Source organism: Stenotrophomonas sp. YJH_SMC_110, assembly GCF_059369255.1.
This window is the reverse complement of the sequence record NZ_JCAFSM010000005.1, coordinates 49126-63931: the sequence shown is the minus strand read 5'-3', so window position 1 is coordinate 63931 and position 14806 is coordinate 49126. Positions and strand designations below refer to the sequence as shown.

14 protein-coding genes are annotated in these 14806 nt (G+C 67.8%); 11 read left to right on the top strand and 3 right to left on the bottom strand.

Going from position 1 to position 14806, the window contains the following annotated elements; translation table 11 throughout:
• The first annotated feature begins 69 nt into the window (after positions 1-69).
• Genes AC5P6H_RS11185 through AC5P6H_RS11175 form a run of 3 tightly spaced genes read left to right on the top strand, consistent with a single transcriptional unit; the run spans position 70 to position 5163 of the window.
• Entirely contained in the window at positions 70-2307 is a 2238-nt protein-coding gene (locus AC5P6H_RS11185; RefSeq protein WP_197605005.1) for an ATP-binding protein, read from the top strand.
• The gene (locus AC5P6H_RS11180; protein WP_014647135.1) at positions 2304-2771 is read left to right on the top strand and encodes a response regulator; all 468 of its coding nucleotides are present in this window, start codon (positions 2304-2306) and stop codon (positions 2769-2771) included. The genes AC5P6H_RS11185 and AC5P6H_RS11180 overlap by 4 nt, the downstream gene beginning before the upstream one ends.
• Positions 2764-5163, top strand: a complete 2400-nt coding sequence (locus AC5P6H_RS11175; protein WP_495202610.1) for a response regulator — start codon at positions 2764-2766, stop codon at positions 5161-5163. Before AC5P6H_RS11180 ends, AC5P6H_RS11175 begins: the two co-directional genes overlap by 8 nt.
• Positions 5164-5165: 2 nt before the next feature.
• On the opposite strand, the gene AC5P6H_RS11170 is transcribed toward AC5P6H_RS11175, so the two are convergent.
• From AC5P6H_RS11170 to AC5P6H_RS11160, 3 genes are read right to left on the bottom strand one after another with little or no spacing between them, the layout of a single operon-like run.
• Entirely contained in the window at positions 5166-5858 is a 693-nt protein-coding gene (locus AC5P6H_RS11170) for a Rossmann-fold NAD(P)-binding domain-containing protein (protein ID WP_049439847.1), read from the bottom strand.
• 13 nt (positions 5859-5871) lie between these two features.
• Positions 5872-6546 carry a ChrR family anti-sigma-E factor gene (locus AC5P6H_RS11165; RefSeq protein WP_049439849.1) on the bottom strand — a complete coding sequence of 225 codons (675 nt, stop codon included), beginning with the start codon at positions 6544-6546 and terminating at the stop codon, positions 5872-5874.
• Positions 6543-7166 (bottom strand): sigma-70 family RNA polymerase sigma factor, encoded by a 624-nt coding sequence (locus tag AC5P6H_RS11160; RefSeq protein ID WP_014647131.1) that lies wholly within the window; start codon positions 7164-7166, stop codon positions 6543-6545. Before AC5P6H_RS11160 ends, AC5P6H_RS11165 begins: the two co-directional genes overlap by 4 nt.
• Positions 7167-7300: 134 nt before the next feature.
• Between AC5P6H_RS11160 and AC5P6H_RS11155 the strand changes: the two genes are divergently transcribed.
• The 8 genes from AC5P6H_RS11155 (at position 7301) to AC5P6H_RS11120 (ending at position 14798) form a co-directional block, all read left to right on the top strand.
• Positions 7301-8068: a hypothetical protein gene (locus AC5P6H_RS11155; protein ID WP_049439851.1), complete on the top strand. Its 768-nt coding sequence runs from the start codon at positions 7301-7303 to the stop codon at positions 8066-8068.
• 81 nt (positions 8069-8149) lie between these two features.
• Positions 8150-9100, top strand: a complete 951-nt coding sequence (locus AC5P6H_RS11150; protein ID WP_049439853.1) for an acyl-CoA desaturase — start codon at positions 8150-8152, stop codon at positions 9098-9100.
• 1 nt (position 9101) lies between these two features.
• Positions 9102-10379 carry an NAD(P)/FAD-dependent oxidoreductase gene (locus AC5P6H_RS11145; RefSeq protein ID WP_049439856.1) on the top strand — a complete coding sequence of 426 codons (1278 nt, stop codon included), beginning with the start codon at positions 9102-9104 and terminating at the stop codon, positions 10377-10379.
• On the top strand, positions 10376-11143 hold the full coding sequence (locus tag AC5P6H_RS11140; RefSeq protein ID WP_014647127.1) for a DUF1365 domain-containing protein: 768 nt from the start codon (positions 10376-10378) through the stop codon (positions 11141-11143). Before AC5P6H_RS11145 ends, AC5P6H_RS11140 begins: the two co-directional genes overlap by 4 nt.
• Complete coding sequence (locus tag AC5P6H_RS11135; protein ID WP_049405283.1) at positions 11140-12399, top strand: SAM-dependent methyltransferase; 1260 nt, start codon at positions 11140-11142, stop codon at positions 12397-12399. The genes AC5P6H_RS11140 and AC5P6H_RS11135 overlap by 4 nt, the downstream gene beginning before the upstream one ends.
• Before the next feature lies 1 nt (position 12400).
• A complete protein-coding gene (locus AC5P6H_RS11130) occupies positions 12401-12946 on the top strand; it encodes a DUF2878 domain-containing protein (RefSeq protein WP_014647125.1) in 546 nt (181 codons plus the stop codon).
• Entirely contained in the window at positions 12943-13728 is a 786-nt protein-coding gene (locus AC5P6H_RS11125; protein ID WP_046430504.1) for a DUF1295 domain-containing protein, read from the top strand. Before AC5P6H_RS11130 ends, AC5P6H_RS11125 begins: the two co-directional genes overlap by 4 nt.
• On the top strand, positions 13725-14798 hold the full coding sequence (locus AC5P6H_RS11120; protein ID WP_100450030.1) for an SAM-dependent methyltransferase: 1074 nt from the start codon (positions 13725-13727) through the stop codon (positions 14796-14798). The genes AC5P6H_RS11125 and AC5P6H_RS11120 overlap by 4 nt, the downstream gene beginning before the upstream one ends.
• The last annotated feature ends 8 nt before the right edge of the window (positions 14799-14806 follow it).

Here is a 14806-nt window from a genome sequence, read left to right as displayed (position 1 = left end):
ACCATCCATGGTTACCGGATACACCGCTGGGTCGTTCCTGCCCTTCACGAATCATGAGTCCCGCCCTTGATGCCTTCTGCTGAGCCCACGCACGACGCTGCCCTGTCGCGTTGCGCGCGCGAACCGATCCATACCCCCGGCGCGATCCAGCCGTACGGTGTGCTTCTGGTGGTGGAACCGCACTCGCTGCAGGTGCGTGAGCGCGCCATCAGCCACCCCGCCCTGCTGCAGCAGTTCGGCGAGCCATTGATGCAACACGTCGCCGAGGTGCTGGGTGGCGTGCTGGCGCCGTTCCAGGCGGTGTTGCAGCAGGCCACGGTCGGCAGCAGCGCACACGTGGGCGCGGTGCATCTGGATGGCCATGGCCGCCACCAGCTGCTCGTGCACCGGTCTGCAACCGACCTTCTGGTTGAACTGGAGGCGCCGGTTCCGGGCCAGCCCGGTTCGCTGGAAGAGCTGTACCCGGCGATCCGCGAGCTGATGTCCGGCATCGAGACCGCCACGACGGTGGAAGACCTGTGCAGGCTGGCCGCCGCGCATGTGCGACGCCTCACCGGCTTCGACCGCACCCTGGTCTACCAGTTCGATGCAGGCTGGAATGGCACGGTGGTGGCCGAGGACGGCAACGGCCTGCTGCCATCCTATCTGGACCTGCGCTTCCCCGAATCGGACATCCCCGCCCAGGCGCGTGAGCTGTACCGCCGCAACCGGGTGCGCCTGATTGCGGACAGCGATTACACCCCTGCGCCGCTGTTGCGCGCGGAAGCGCATCGCGACGCGCCTCCCACCGACCTGAGCCTGGCCGTGCTGCGCAGCGTCTCGCCGGTGCACCTGCAGTACATGCGCAACATGGGCACCGGGGCATCAATGTCGGTGTCGCTGGTGCACGAAGGCCGGCTGTGGGGCCTGGTGTCCTGCCACGCGGTGCAGCCGCGCCGCCTGCCGTACCACGTACGTACGGCCTGTGAGTTCATGGGCCAGATCCTGTCGCTGCAGATCGCGCTGAAGGAGCGCGCGCGCGCGATCGAGGAACGCGTGGCCCGTCGCTCGGTGCTGGTCAAGCTGCTGGCACGCATGGCCGGGGACGAAGAGTTCATGGCGGCGCTGCGCCACGATGAGGCCAGCCTGCTGTCCCTGACCGGCGCGGCCGGCGCGGCCATCGTGCACAAGGGGGACTGCATGCGCGTGGGGCAGTGCCCGCCCCCCAGCGAGGTGCTGGCCCTGGCCGACTGGCTGGCCAACCAGCACGCCGGGCAGGAAATGTACTGCACCGATCATCTCGCCGGCGACTGGTCGCCTGCCGCGCACCTGACCGACGTGGCCAGTGGCCTGCTGGCGGTGTCGATCTCGCAGCTCCATCACAGCTACCTGATGTGGTTCCGGCCGGAGGTCGTGCGCACCGTGCGCTGGGGGGGCGACCCGCGCAAGACCGATGCGCCCGGCATGGCCCTGTCGCCGCGCAACTCGTTCGAGGCGTGGAAGGAGACCGTGCAGCAGCGCAGCCTGCCGTGGAGTGATGCCGACTGCGATGCCGCGCACGAAATGCGCACCGCCATTGTCGACATCGTGCTGCGCAAGGCCGAGGAAATGGCGGAGCTGAACGAACAGCTGGTGCGCAGCAACAAGGAACTGGAAGCGTTCTCCTATTCGGTCAGCCACGACCTGCGCGCGCCCTTCCGCCACATCGTCGGCTACTCGGAGCTGCTGGGCAGCTCTGCGGGCGAGCGCCTCAACGACACCGAACGTCGCTTCCTCGACACCATCGTGGAATCGGCGAAATCTGCCGGCACGTTGGTAGATGACCTGCTCAGCTTCTCGCAGATGGGCCGCTCGACGGTGGGCCGGGTGCGACTGGACATGGCTGCGCTGGCCGAGGACGTACGCAGGACGTTGGCCCTGGACTATGCCGGCCGCGAGGTGCAGTGGACGCTGGCGCCGCTGCCGGAAGTCGAGGCCGATCCGACCATGCTGCGCCTGGTCTGGCAGAACCTGCTGGGCAACGCGATCAAGTTCACCCGCGAGCGCGAGCAGGCGGTTATCGAGGTCGGCCACGAACGCAACGACGACGAAGACCATTTCTTCGTGCGCGACAACGGCTGCGGCTTCGACATGCGCTACGTGGACAAGCTGTTCGGCGTGTTCCAGCGCCTGCATCACGTCGAGGAATTCGAAGGCACCGGCATCGGCCTGGCCAATGTGCGCCGCATCATCGGCCGCCACGGCGGCCGCACCTGGGCCGAGGGCGAACCCGGCAAGGGCGCCACGATCCATTTCACCCTACCCCGTTCCACAGGAGATCACCCATGAGGGACCTGCGGCCGATCCTCCTGGTCGAGGACAGCCCCAAAGACGCCGAGCTGACGATGGCCGCGTTGTCGCGCTGCCAGCTGCTGAACGACGTCATCCACGTGCGCGATGGCGCCGAGGCGCTGGACTACCTGCGCTGCGAAGGCAAGTTCGCCGGCGCCATGCACGGTGGCCCGGTCGTGGTGCTGCTGGACCTGAAGCTGCCCAAGGTCAATGGCCTGGAAGTGCTCGAACAGGTCCGTGGCGACGCGCAGCTGAGCAGCACCCCGATCGTGATGCTGACCTCCTCGCGCGAGGAGCAGGACCTGGTGCGGAGCTACGAACTGGGCGTCAATGCATTCGTGGTCAAGCCGGTCGATTTCAAGGAATTCTTCGATGCCATCCAGGGGCTGGGCATGTTCTGGGGCATCACCAACCAGCCACCGCCGCACCGGCCCAACGGTTCGGGGCAGCACCATGCGTGATGGATCGCGCCGCAGTGAGCGCCTGCGCATCCTCATGCTGGAGGACAGCGCGCTTGACGCGGAGCTGATCAGCGCACAGCTGCAGCGCGCAGGCCTCGACTTCGAGGCCGAGCGGCTGTGGACCCGCAATGCGTTCATCGAGGCGATCGACAATCGCCCCTTCGACATCATCCTGGCCGACCACGTACTGCCTGGATTCGATGGCGATGCCGCCCTTGCGCTGGCGCGCGAGCGCATCCCGCACACGCCTTTCATCTTCGTCTCCGGCACCCTGACCGAAGAGCTGGCCGTGCAGGCCTTGACCCGCGGCGCACGCGACTATGTGGTGAAGCAGCGCCTGCAGCGCTTGCCGGATGCCATCCGTCGCGCGCGGCAGGAAGCCCACGAGCGCAACCAGCTGGTGCAGGCGCAGGCTGCGCTCAATGAGAGCCAGGCGCAGCTGCAGCAGGTGACCGACGCCGTTCCGGCGCTGATCGCCCGGCTCGACAAGGACCACCGCTACCGCTTCGCGAACAAGGCGTTCCTGGATTGGCATGGCGTGAGCCAGGCCGAATTGCTGGGACGCCTTGCCCGCGATGTCAGCGGCATCAGCGCCTTCGAACGTGCCCTCCCCAGCCTGGAACGCGTGCTGCAGGGCGAGCGTACCAGCTTCCAGGTCGAGCTCGTGCATCGCAGCGGCCAGTCACGATTCGTGCAGATGGACTGCGTGCCGGAGCATGCCGCCGATGGCAGCGTGGCCGGCTACATCTGCATGGGCAGCGACGTATCGGTGTTGAAGCAGGCCGAACTGGCCCTGCGTGAGGACAACCAGGCCCTGGAGCAGCAGGTGCAGGCGCGCACCGCCGAACTGCGGGCCAGCAAACGGCGGCTGCAGGCAATCTTTGAATCCAGCTTCCAGCATCAGGTGCTGCTGGATCTGTCCGGGCGCGTGGTCGATGCCAATGACGCTTCATTGGCCGCCGTGCTCGCGGACAAGAAGGACATTGTCGGCCAGCGCTTCGGCGAATCCCTGTGGTTCGCCAACACCGACGGCGTCGGCGCGGTGGTTGACCAGGCCGTCGCCGCGGCGGCGCAGGGTCGCAACTCGCTGCATTCCCTCGAGCTGGAACTGCCCACCGGCCGGCGCAGCTTCGACGTCTCGCTGCGCCCGCTGCTGGACGCCGACGGCGTGGCCACTGCCGTGGTATCGGAGGCGGTGGAAACTACTGCGCGGCGGCAGGCCGAGCATGCGCTTCGCCAGTCGCAGAAGATCGAGGCGGTCGGCCAGCTCACCGGCGGCATCGCGCATGATTTCAACAACATCCTGACGGTGATCTCGGGCAAAATCGAGCACGCCATGCTGCTCAGCGAACGGGCCGGCGAAGCCGGCGCGATGGCCAGCCGTGCCCTGGACAATGCCCTGAAGGGGGTTGGCCGTGCCGCCAGCCTCACCCAGCGCCTGCTCGCCTTTGCCCGGCGCCAGCCGCTGCACAGCCAGGCAGCCAACCTCAACGAGTGCCTGCTGGACATGCAGGACATGCTGCGGCGGGCGCTGGGCGAACTGGTGCAACTGGACATCCGCACCGCCGAGGACATCTGGTGCGTGGAGATCGACATCAGCCAACTGGAAGCGTCGGTGCTGAACCTGGCGGTCAATGCGCGCGACGCGATGCCGCACGGCGGCCGCCTGGTGATCGAAGTCGACAACAGCCACCTCGACCACGACTACGCCGCATTGTTCCCGGATGCTTCCCCCGGCGAGTATGTGATGCTGCGGGTGCGCGACAACGGCCACGGCATGGACGCGGCCACCCTGGCGCGCGTGTTCGAGCCGTTCTTCACCACCAAGCAGGTCGGCCGCGGCACCGGGCTCGGCCTGTCGATGGTGCACGGCTTCGTGAAGCAGTCCGGTGGCCACGTGCTGATCGATTCGGTGGAAGGCGGCGGTACCAGCATCACCATGATGTTCCCGCGCTCGCCTCTGGCGCTGCCTTGCGAGGCTCGCGTCCCGCAGACGGGCCTGGCCGGCTACTCGCCACGCGAGGAAACCGTGCTGGTGGCCGAGGACAACGACGATGTCCGTGCGCATACAGTCGATGCGCTGCGCCTGCTGGGCTACCGCGTGCTGGAAGCGCACGACGGCCCCTCGGCGTTGCGGCTGCTGGAACGGCCGGACACCAAGGTCGACCTGCTGTTCTCGGACGTGGTGATGCCGGGCATGTCCGGCTGGGAGCTGGTGCGTGAGGTGCGTGAACGCTGGCCGGCAATCGCGGTCCTGTTCACGTCAGGCTATCCACGCGACCACGATGCGGTTGGCGCGCTGGGGCGTGCAGCCGCCCTGCTGCCAAAGCCATTTACCCGCAGTGACCTTGCGCTGGCAGTGCGCACCGCGCTGGAGGCTGCGCCGCGCTGAGGTCAGGCGGACGCATCGCGCATGCCTGCCGCGATCCGGTTGATATCCGCGCACTCGATCGTGGCCGGCGGGTTTTCTCTTCCGGCCAGGGCGATCATGGCCATGCCCAGCGCCAGGTTGCTGGTCATCAGCGAGGGCGCGAGCGCACCGGCCAGTTTCATCAACGGTGCGCCGCCCCAGTACAGGGGTTTCAACAGGGCATGCCGGGTACCTGTCCCCGGCACCGGCCGGACCCCGCCCGGACGCAGCATCACCGCGCGCAGCGGCAGCGCCTGCAACGCCCGCTCGGTCTCGCCCTTCACCCGCAGCGGCATCAGCCGGCTTTGCGGGTCCGCGCCTGCGCCGGAGACATACAGGAAGGACCCCTGCGGATTCACCGCAGCCCAGGCGCGGGCCACTGCCAGTGTGGTGTCCAGGGTCACGCGCCGGTACTCGGCCTCGGCAGTGCCAACCGGTGGCGCACCGGCACAATAGAAGCATGCGTCGTACCCGGCCAGTTCATCACGCTGCGCGTCGATGTGCAGGAAGTCCGGGACCACCCGTTCGCTGCCGGGTCCGCGCAGGCTGCCCGGGCGCCGCACCAGCGCGGTCAAGCCGGCAACCTGCGGCGAACGCTGGCAGGCCAGGGCAACGCCCTGCCCCACCAGGCCTGCAGCGCCGGTCAGGAGAATCCGCAATGTCTGTGCCTGAGCCATGGCCAGGGCCGCACTAGAGTTTCACGAACCGCTGGATCTTGCGCGCCAGCCACCCGCTGAACACCAGCGGTGCATCCAGCGCCGACACGCAGATGCACGGCACCCCCGGCGCGGTCACCGGCTGATGCTCCACGTCTTCATCCAGGTCCGCCACGTCGCCGGGTGCGAACAACCCCAGCGCATCGTTGTAGGAACCGCGCAGGATCTGGGTCAGCTCGCTGCGGCCATGGCTGTGCATGGGCAGGCATTTTCCCGGGGCGATCTTCAGCATGATCAGCGAAGGCATCTGCTCGGCACGGATGCAGTGCACGCCGGGCGCCATCCAGCGCCAACGCAACCCACTGAGCGATGCCCCGAAGTAGGGGTGCAGCGAGGCAGGCAGATGGTCCGGGTCGGCCTCGGGCCGCTCCTTCGGCACGGGACGCGCGGCCTGGTCCATGGCAATCGGCATTTCCGCAGCCAGCTGCATCAGCATGGCCTCGCGCAGCTGTTCGCGGCGTGGATCAGGCGCGGGCGGCTGGGTCTGCTCGAGCAGCACCGAGCCGATCGCCTCGGCCTCGCGCAGGCGCTGGCGGCAGTGCGGGCACTGCTCCAGATGCGTACCAACGACCACGCTCAGTGGCGTGGGCAGCGCGCCTGCGGCATAGCTCATCAACGTCGATTCGTGCAGGTGGTGGCGCGGGTTCACAGCGCACCTCCCACTTTGGCCTGCAGCTGCAGGAACGCGCGCCGCAGATGAGACTTGACCGTGCCCAAGGGCATGCCGATCGCCTCGGCGATCTCGCTGTGGCTCTTGGCCTCGAAATAGGACATGCGCACCAAGCGCGCCTGCACGGCGGGCAGTTCGTTGATGCGCTGGCGCAGCCGGGCCTGGTCGGCAAACTGTTCGGCGCTGCTGCGTTCGATCACATCCAGGGTTGCTGCGTCCTCGACGGCTGCCTGCACCTGCATCCAGCTGCGCTCGCGGCGGATGCGGTCAATGTGCAGGTTACGGGCGATGCGATACAGCCACGTGCTCAGCGCACCCTGCGCGGGATCGAAGTCGGCCGCGCGCAGCCATAGCCGCAGCAGGCTCTCCTGCGCCAGTTCCTCGGCCACCGCGTCAGGCACGCCCAGGCCCCGCAGGTATACGCACAGCCGCGGCATGAAGTAATCATAGATCCGCATGAAACAGTCGCGGTCACGAAGCCGTGCCACGCCGTCCATGTCACCGGCCCAGTTCGTCGGCTCGCTGCTCGGCTGCTGGGAACTGGACACGATGCGTGCGGTATCGAAGTTGAGGGGGTTGCTGGCGGCGTCAGGGTACATCGGCGTTCGCGGCGGGCGGGTGAAGGTCTGTCCTCTTTACGCGCAGGGGCCGTGATTGGATGCAGCCGCTGCAGGCGCATCCAACCGCCCATCCCCGCCGTATGACCTCAGCCCTCCTTTCCCGGATGAACGCGATGCGTACCGCCTGGCTGCTGCTGTGCCTGCCCCATGTTGCGCTGGCCGCGCCCTGGCTGCGAAGCGAGGGAGTAGCAACGTCGTCGCGCGGCGACCTGCTCTACCGCGAGGTGCACTGGCGACGCGATGCGGCCGAGGGTGCCGAGCGCTGGGTGCTGTACCAATGCGCGGACGGGCGGCCTTTCGCCCGCAAGCACCTGCCGGCCAGCGCGGCCCCACAGGCGCGCGGCTATACCCTGGAGGACCGGCGCAGCGGCCAGAAGGCCGAGGTCGAGGCCGCCAGCGGCAGGGTCTCGATCGCGTGGAAGGAGGATGCCGGCAGCCCACCGGTGCAGCGCGAGCTCGACCTGCCGACCGGCGCGGTCATCGACGCAGGGTTCGACGCGGCGGTGCGCCTGCATTGGCAGGCGCTCATGCGCGGCGAGCGTGTGACCCTGCCCTTCCTGGTCCCAGCGCGGCAGCGCTACTTCCCGGTGCAGGTAAGGCGCATCGGCCCGCAGCGCTGGCAGGGGATCGATGCGCAGTCGATCGAGGTCAGCCTGGACACCTGGTACGGCGGCATCGCGCCACGCCTTGCGCTGGTATACGCCAGCGCTGACCAGCGCCTGCTGGAGTTCCGTGGCACCAGCAACCTGCGCGATCAACGCGGTGCCTATCCACAGGTGACGGTGCGCTTCATCGCCGCAGCGGCTGGTCGCCCCGCCAGCGAATGGCAGCAGGCCTGGGCGCAGCCGCTGACAGATCGCTGCACCGTTACGGCCAGGTGAAATCTAAATTTCCTGCCGCGCTCCGCATCCAGTGGGCCTTCTGCCGCGTAGAGGAAGACACGAAACCCGCCGAGATCCGCCATGGCCTCTGTAGCGCCCCTCCCCCGTCAACGCTGGCGCCTGCTGCGCACGCTGCAGCGCTGGTTCGATACCGGCAACGCCGCAGAGGCCACCGACGAGCGGCCGGGGCGGATCGACTGGGTGCGCGCCGTGCCCTTCGCGCTGATGCACCTGGCCTGCATCGCGGTGATCTGGGTGGGCATCTCGTGGACAGCGGTGATCGTGGCTGCAGCACTCTATGCGGTGCGCATGTTCGCCATCACGGCGTTCTACCACCGCTACTTCTCGCATCGCACCTTCCAGGCATCGCGGCCGGTGCAGTTCGTGTTCGCGGTGATAGGCGCCTCCAGCGTACAGCGCGGGCCGCTGTGGTGGGCCGCCCACCATCGCCACCACCACCGTCACGCCGACCAGCCGCTGGACCCGCACTCCCCCCGTGAGGGCGGCTTCTGGCGCAGCCACATGGGCTGGTTCCTGACCCGCGAGGCCTTTGCCACCGACCTGTCGCGGGTGCCCGACCTGGCGCGCTACCCGGAGCTGCGCTGGCTGGACCGCTTCGATACGGCTGTGCCGGTACTGCTGGCCGCAGCGCTGTATGCACTGGGCGCCGGGTTGGAGCGCTGGGCGCCAGGCTTGCATACCTCCGGCTCGCAATTGCTGGTGTGGGGCTTCTTCATCTCCACGATCGTGCTGTTCCACGCCACGGTCACCATCAATTCGCTGGCCCATCGCTTCGGTCGCCGCCGCTTCGAGACCCGCGATGACAGCCGCAACAATCTCTGGCTGGCGCTGCTCACCTTCGGCGAAGGCTGGCACAACAACCACCACTTCTTCCCGGGCACCGTCCGCCAGGGCTTTCGCTGGTGGGAAGTGGACCTGACCTGGTATGGACTGCGCGCGATGGCGGCGCTTGGGCTGGTCAAAGGGCTCAAGCCGATTCCCGAATGGGTGCTGGCCAAGGCGAGGTACTGACATGCGCATCGCGATCATCGGTTCGGGCATTGCAGGACTGGCCAGCGCCTGGTGGCTGGACGGCGAACACGACGTCACGCTGTTCGAGGCCAACGACTATCTGGGCGGCCATACCCACACCCACGACGTGCAGGTGGATGGCGTCCGCATGGCGGTGGACACCGGCTTCATCGTGTTCAATCCCCAGCACTACCCGCTGCTGACCGCACTGTTCGACGAGCTGGGCGTCGCCTCGCAGCCGACCACGATGAGCTTCTCGATGCACAGCGAGCGCAGCGGCGTGGAGTACAACGCCACCTCGCTGGATGGCCTGTTCTGCCAGCGCCGCAACCTGGTGTCGCCGCGGTTCTGGGGCATGCTGGCCGACCTGCGCCGGTTCTACCGCGATGCCCCCCTGTTGCTGGCAGAAGACGAGGGCCCAACGTTGGGGCAGTACCTGCGCAGCCAGCGCTACGGCGATGCCTTCATCGACGAGCACCTGCTGCCGATGGCCTCCGCGCTGTGGTCGTCCCCGACGGCCACGGTGATGGACTTTCCGGCGCGCTATCTGGCCCAGTTCATGGCCAACCACCAGATGCTGCAGATGACCGGGCGTGCACCGTGGCGGGTGGTGAGCGGTGGATCGGCCCGCTATGTCGATGCCCTGCGCGCCCGCTGGCGGGTGCATGAGCGGCTGGAGTGCCCGGTACAGTCGGTCGAGCGCATGCCGTGGGGCGCTCGCGTGCACAGCGCGGCCGGCGTGGAAGGCTTCGATGAGGTCATCCTGGCCTGCCACAGCGACCAGGCCCTGGCGCTGCTGCGTGACGCCGACCCCATCGAACGCGACGTGCTCGGCGCCATCCGCTACCAGGCCAACGAAGCGGTGCTGCACACCGACGCGTCATTGCTGCCGCGCAACCGCAAGGCGTGGGCGGCATGGAATGCCCATGTGCCCCGCGACCCTGCTGCGCCCTGCACGGTCAGCTACTGCATGAACCAGCTGCAGGGCCTGCCCGGCAGCACGCCCCTGGTGGTAACGCTCAACCGCAGCGAGGCAATCGACCCGGGCAAGGTGCTGCGCACCCTGCATTATGCGCACCCGGTGCACGACCATGCCGCAGTGCGCGCGCAACAGCGCTGGGCCGAGCTGCAGGGCCGCCGCCACACCTGGTTCGCAGGCGCCTATTGGGGCTGGGGCTTCCATGAGGACGGCATCCGCAGCGCCCGCCGCGTGGTCGATGCACTGCGCACCTGTGAACCGCACCACGTCATGGCGGCTCCCGGCGAGGTGGCCGCATGAGCGCCAGTGCGCTCTACTTCGGGCAGGTGGCGCACCGCAGGCACCTGCCACACCCGCATGCGTTCCGCTATCCGATCGCACAGCTGCTGCTCGACCTGGATGAACTCGACAGCGTGTTCGCCGGGCGCTGGCTGTGGTCGATCAATCGCCGCAATCTGGCCGAGTTCCGTCGCAGCGATTACTTCGGCGATCCCGCGCGGCCCTTGGCCGATGCAGTGCGCGACCACGCTGCATCAACCCTGGGCTACCGGCCCACCGGCCCGGTCCGCCTGCTCACCCATCTGCGCTTCGCCGGTCACGTGTTCAACCCGGTCAGCTTCTACTACTGCTACCGGGCCGATGGCAGCACGCTGGACTGCATCGTCGCCGAGATCACCAACACACCCTGGAAGGAACGTCACGCCTACGTGCTGCCGGTCGCAACGGCCACGCAGGAAGGCACCTCGCTGCGCTGGCGGTTCGACAAGTGCTTCCATGTCTCGCCCTTCATGCCGATGGATTGTCATTACGACTGGCGGTTCAACTGCCCTGATGAGGACCTGCGCGTGCACATGCAGGTCTGGCGCGACGGCGCGCGCCAGTTTGATGCCACCCAGGTCATGCAACGACACCCCCTGGATGGCCGCGGGCTGGCCCGCGTCCTGGCCTGCTATCCACTGATGACCACCCAGGTGGTGGCCGCCATCCACTGGCATGCGTTGCGGCTGTGGCTGAAACGCAATCCCGTACACGACCACCCTACCCTTGCCGAGAAACCGCGATGAATTCGATGATTCCTTCGGTCGCGCTGCCGCGCCCCGGCGCATTGGATGCCTTCCTGCGCCGCCGCCTGCTGGCCCAGCTCGCCCCGATGCGCGACGGCCGCCTGTGCGTGCGCGACGCGCTGGGCGAAGTCTGGTTGGGCGATGCCCGCGGTGAGCTGCATGTCACCGTCACCATCGAGGACCCGGCGTTCTATCGCAAGGTGGCGGCCCAGGGCAGCGTCGGCGCCGGCGAAAGCTACATCCATGGCGAATGGCGCTGTGACGACCTGGTCGCCCTGATACGGCTGCTGGTGCGCAACCGCGATCTGCTCGACAGCATGGAACACGGCCCGGCGCGCGTGGGGGGCTGGCTGCTGCGCGGCTGGAACCGCCTGCGCCGCAACAGCCGCGAAGGCAGCCGCCGCAACATCGCCGCGCACTACGACCTCGGCAACGACTTCTTCGCCCTGTTCCTGTCACCGGACCTGATGTACTCCTCGGCCCTGTTCGCCGAAGAAGGCGAGTCGCTGGAATCCGCCTCGCGGCGCAAGCTGGACCGCATCTGCCAACAGCTGCAGCTCAAGCCGGGCGACCGCGTGGTGGAGATCGGTACCGGCTGGGGTGGTTTTGCGCTGCACGCGGCGCAGCACTACGGCTGCCACGTCACCACAACCACGATCTCCGCCGAGCAGCATGCACTGGCCAGAGAGCGCGTCCGCGTCGCCGGGCTGCAGGACAAGGTCACGCTGTTGATGCAGGACTACCGCGACCTGCAGGGCCAGTTCGACAAGCTGGTATCGATCGAGATGATCGAAGCCATCGGCGCCGAATACCTGGACACCTACATGGCAACGCTGCAGCGCCTGCTCAAGCCCGATGGTGTCGCCCTGCTGCAGGCCATCACCATCGAAGATCACCGCTACGAGCAGGCACGGCGCAGCGTCGACTACATCAAGCGCTATGTGTTTCCGGGCAGCTTCATTCCGTCGATCAACGCGATCATGGCGGCCAAGACCCGATCCAGTGACCTGCAGCTGGTCGCCCAGCAGGATTTCGGTCACTCCTACGCACTGACCCTGCGCGCCTGGCGCCAACGCTTCCTTGCCCAGCTGCCCGCTGTGCAGGCACAGGGCTTTGATACGCGCTTCTGCCGGATGTGGGAGTTCTACCTGGCCTATTGCGAGGGCGGCTTCCTGGAGCGTTCGATCGGCGTTTCGCATCTGCTGCTGGCGCGCCCCGGGCATCGTCCCGCTGGCGCATCGGGTCAAGGCGGCTGAGGTGCGCCGGTTCTGGGCCAATCTGCTTGGCAACCAGCTGGTCTGGCTGTGCGCCGTGGCCGGCGCCGGGCGCGGCTGGCAATGGCCGGCGCTGCTGGCAGCGTCGCTCTACATCGGCAGCCAGCTGCTGACCTCGCCGCAACCTCGGCTGGATCTTCGGCTGATGCTGTTGGCGCTGGCCTGCGCGTGGCTGGTCGACGCCAGTGCCGCCGCCAGCGGCACCGTACGCTACGCCGCGGCCCCGCTGGGCTGGACGCCACCCCTTTGGATCATGGCGTTGTGGGCCGCGTTTGCGATGACGCTGACCACTTCGATGCGCTTCCTGCTTCGCCACCCTGCCCTGCCAGCCGCGTTCGGCCTGCTGCTGGCCCCGCTGGCCTATCTCTCCGCAGCGCGCGGTTTCGATGCGGTTCGATTCACTACGCCGCTGTGGCAAGGCCTGCTGGTACTGGGGGTGGGCTGGAGCATCGCGCTTTCGCTGCTGTGCATGGCCGCTCGTCGCGGCTCCCGCACCATCCCGCCGCCCTTGGCCGGAGCGCCGTCATGATCAATCTGGTGTGGGTACTGCTGTATGCCGTGCTTGTGATGAGCTGGGGCTGGGCCTGGCAGCGGCGCCACCGCAACATCGGCGTGGTCGATGTGCTCTGGGCCAAGGGCGTGGGTGCTTCGGCCCTGTTGCTGGCTTGGCTCGGCGATGGTGCGGCGGCGCCACGGATTGCACTGGGCGTGCTCGGTGGCCTGTGGGGCAGCCGACTGGCACTGCACCTGTGGCATCGGGTCCGCCATGAACAGGAAGACGGTCGCTACCGTTATCTGCGCGAGTACTGGCAAGGGCATCAAGCCAAGATCTTCGGCTTTTTCATGGCCCAGGCACTGCTGGTCGTGCTGTTCGCCCTGCCCTTCGTCGCGGTGGCTGCCAATCCACAGACCAGCATGACGTTGTGGGTCGTGGCCGCCGCACTCGTCTGGCTGCTGAGCGTCGGCGGCGAGAGCCTGGCCGACCATCAGCTGGCCCGGTTCCGCGCGAATCCGGCAAACCAGGGTCGCACCTGCCGCGCCGGGCTCTGGCGTTACTCCCGCCACCCCAACTACTTCTTCGAGTGGCTGCACTGGTTCAGCTATGTCCTACTCGCGGTCGGCTCGCCGCTGTGGTGGCTGGCGTGGTCCGGCCCGCTGCTGATGTATGTGTTCCTGCGCTACCTGAGCGGCATTCCGTTCACCGAAAAGCAGGCGCTGCGCAGCCGCGGCGACGATTACCGCGCCTACCAGCGCAGCACGCCGATGTTCTTCCCCTGGTTCCCTCGTCCTTCCAAGGAGCATTCCGCATGAGCGCGATTCCGTCACTGACCCCGGCCGACGACGCGGAAACCGGGCTGATCGCCTGGGCCGAACGCGGCCTGGTTCCCGATGCCGCGCTGCGCGCCGGCATCCGTCGCCTGTGCGCGCAACGCCTGCACGAGGAAATGCTGGGCGGTATCGAAGCACAGTCCGCACGCTTCGGCCGTCGCATCGCCGAGCTGGCCGACAGCCCGCTCGCGCTGCATACCGACGCGGCCAACCGCCAGCACTATGAGGTTCCGGCGGCCTTCTTCCAGGCCTGCCTGGGCAGGCGCCTGAAGTACAGCAGCTGCTACTACCCCACCGGGCGCGAAACGCTGGACCAGGCGGAGGACGCCATGCTGGAGCTGTACGGCCAGCGCGCCGGACTGGCCGATGGCCAGCAGATCCTCGAACTGGGCTGCGGCTGGGGTTCGCTGACCCTGTGGATGGCCGAGCGCTATCCCACCGCCGCGATCACCGCCGTGTCCAATTCGCACAGCCAGCGCCAGCACATCATGGCGCAGTGCCAGGCCCGGGGGCTGCACAACGTCGAGGTGATCACCCGCGACGTCAACCAGCTCGAGCTGCCAACCGCACGCTTCGACCGCTGCGTCTCGGTGGAAATGTTCGAGCATGTGCGCAACTACGAGCGCCTGCTGGCGCGCATCAGCCAGTGGCTGAAGCCCGACGGCGCGCTGTTCGTGCACATCTTCGCCCACCGCACGCTGATGTACCCGTTCGAGACCGAGGGCGGCGACAACTGGATGGGCCGCCATTTCTTCACTGGTGGCCTGATGCCGGCGGCCGACACGCTGCTGCATTTCCAGCGCGACCTGCGGCTTGACCAGCGCTGGTTGCTGGACGGCACCCACTACCAGCGCACGGCCGACCACTGGCTGGCCAACCAGGATGCAGCACGCGAGGCGGTGATGCCGGTGCTGGTCGCGACCTACGGCCAGGCCGCCGCGAAGATCTGGTGGCAGCGCTGGCGCATGTTCTGGATGGCATGCGCCGAGCTGTTCGGCTACGACGACGGCCAGCAGTGGCTGGTCGCCCACTATCTGTTCCGCCCCCGTTGAGGTGTGAC

Excerpts from the sequence above, each read along its gene's own strand:
- AC5P6H_RS11125 (WP_046430504.1), top strand. The coding sequence starts at position 12,943 with ATGATCAATCTGGTGTGGGTACTGCTGTATGCCGTGCTTGTGATGAGC.
- AC5P6H_RS11155 (WP_049439851.1), top strand. The coding sequence starts at position 7,301 with ATGCGTACCGCCTGGCTGCTGCTGTGCCTGCCCCATGTTGCGCTGGCC.
- AC5P6H_RS11150 (WP_049439853.1), top strand. The coding sequence starts at position 8,150 with ATGGCCTCTGTAGCGCCCCTCCCCCGTCAACGCTGGCGCCTGCTGCGC.
- AC5P6H_RS11145 (WP_049439856.1), top strand. The coding sequence starts at position 9,102 with ATGCGCATCGCGATCATCGGTTCGGGCATTGCAGGACTGGCCAGCGCC.
- AC5P6H_RS11140 (WP_014647127.1), top strand. The coding sequence starts at position 10,376 with ATGAGCGCCAGTGCGCTCTACTTCGGGCAGGTGGCGCACCGCAGGCAC.
- AC5P6H_RS11135 (WP_049405283.1), top strand. The coding sequence starts at position 11,140 with ATGAATTCGATGATTCCTTCGGTCGCGCTGCCGCGCCCCGGCGCATTG.
- AC5P6H_RS11185 (WP_197605005.1), top strand. The coding sequence starts at position 70 with ATGCCTTCTGCTGAGCCCACGCACGACGCTGCCCTGTCGCGTTGCGCG.
- AC5P6H_RS11160 (WP_014647131.1), bottom strand. The coding sequence starts at position 7,166 with ATGTACCCTGACGCCGCCAGCAACCCCCTCAACTTCGATACCGCACGC.
- AC5P6H_RS11170 (WP_049439847.1), bottom strand. The coding sequence starts at position 5,858 with ATGGCTCAGGCACAGACATTGCGGATTCTCCTGACCGGCGCTGCAGGC.
- AC5P6H_RS11175 (WP_495202610.1), top strand. The coding sequence starts at position 2,764 with ATGCGTGATGGATCGCGCCGCAGTGAGCGCCTGCGCATCCTCATGCTG.
- AC5P6H_RS11180 (WP_014647135.1), top strand. The coding sequence starts at position 2,304 with ATGAGGGACCTGCGGCCGATCCTCCTGGTCGAGGACAGCCCCAAAGAC.
- AC5P6H_RS11120 (WP_100450030.1), top strand. The coding sequence starts at position 13,725 with ATGAGCGCGATTCCGTCACTGACCCCGGCCGACGACGCGGAAACCGGG.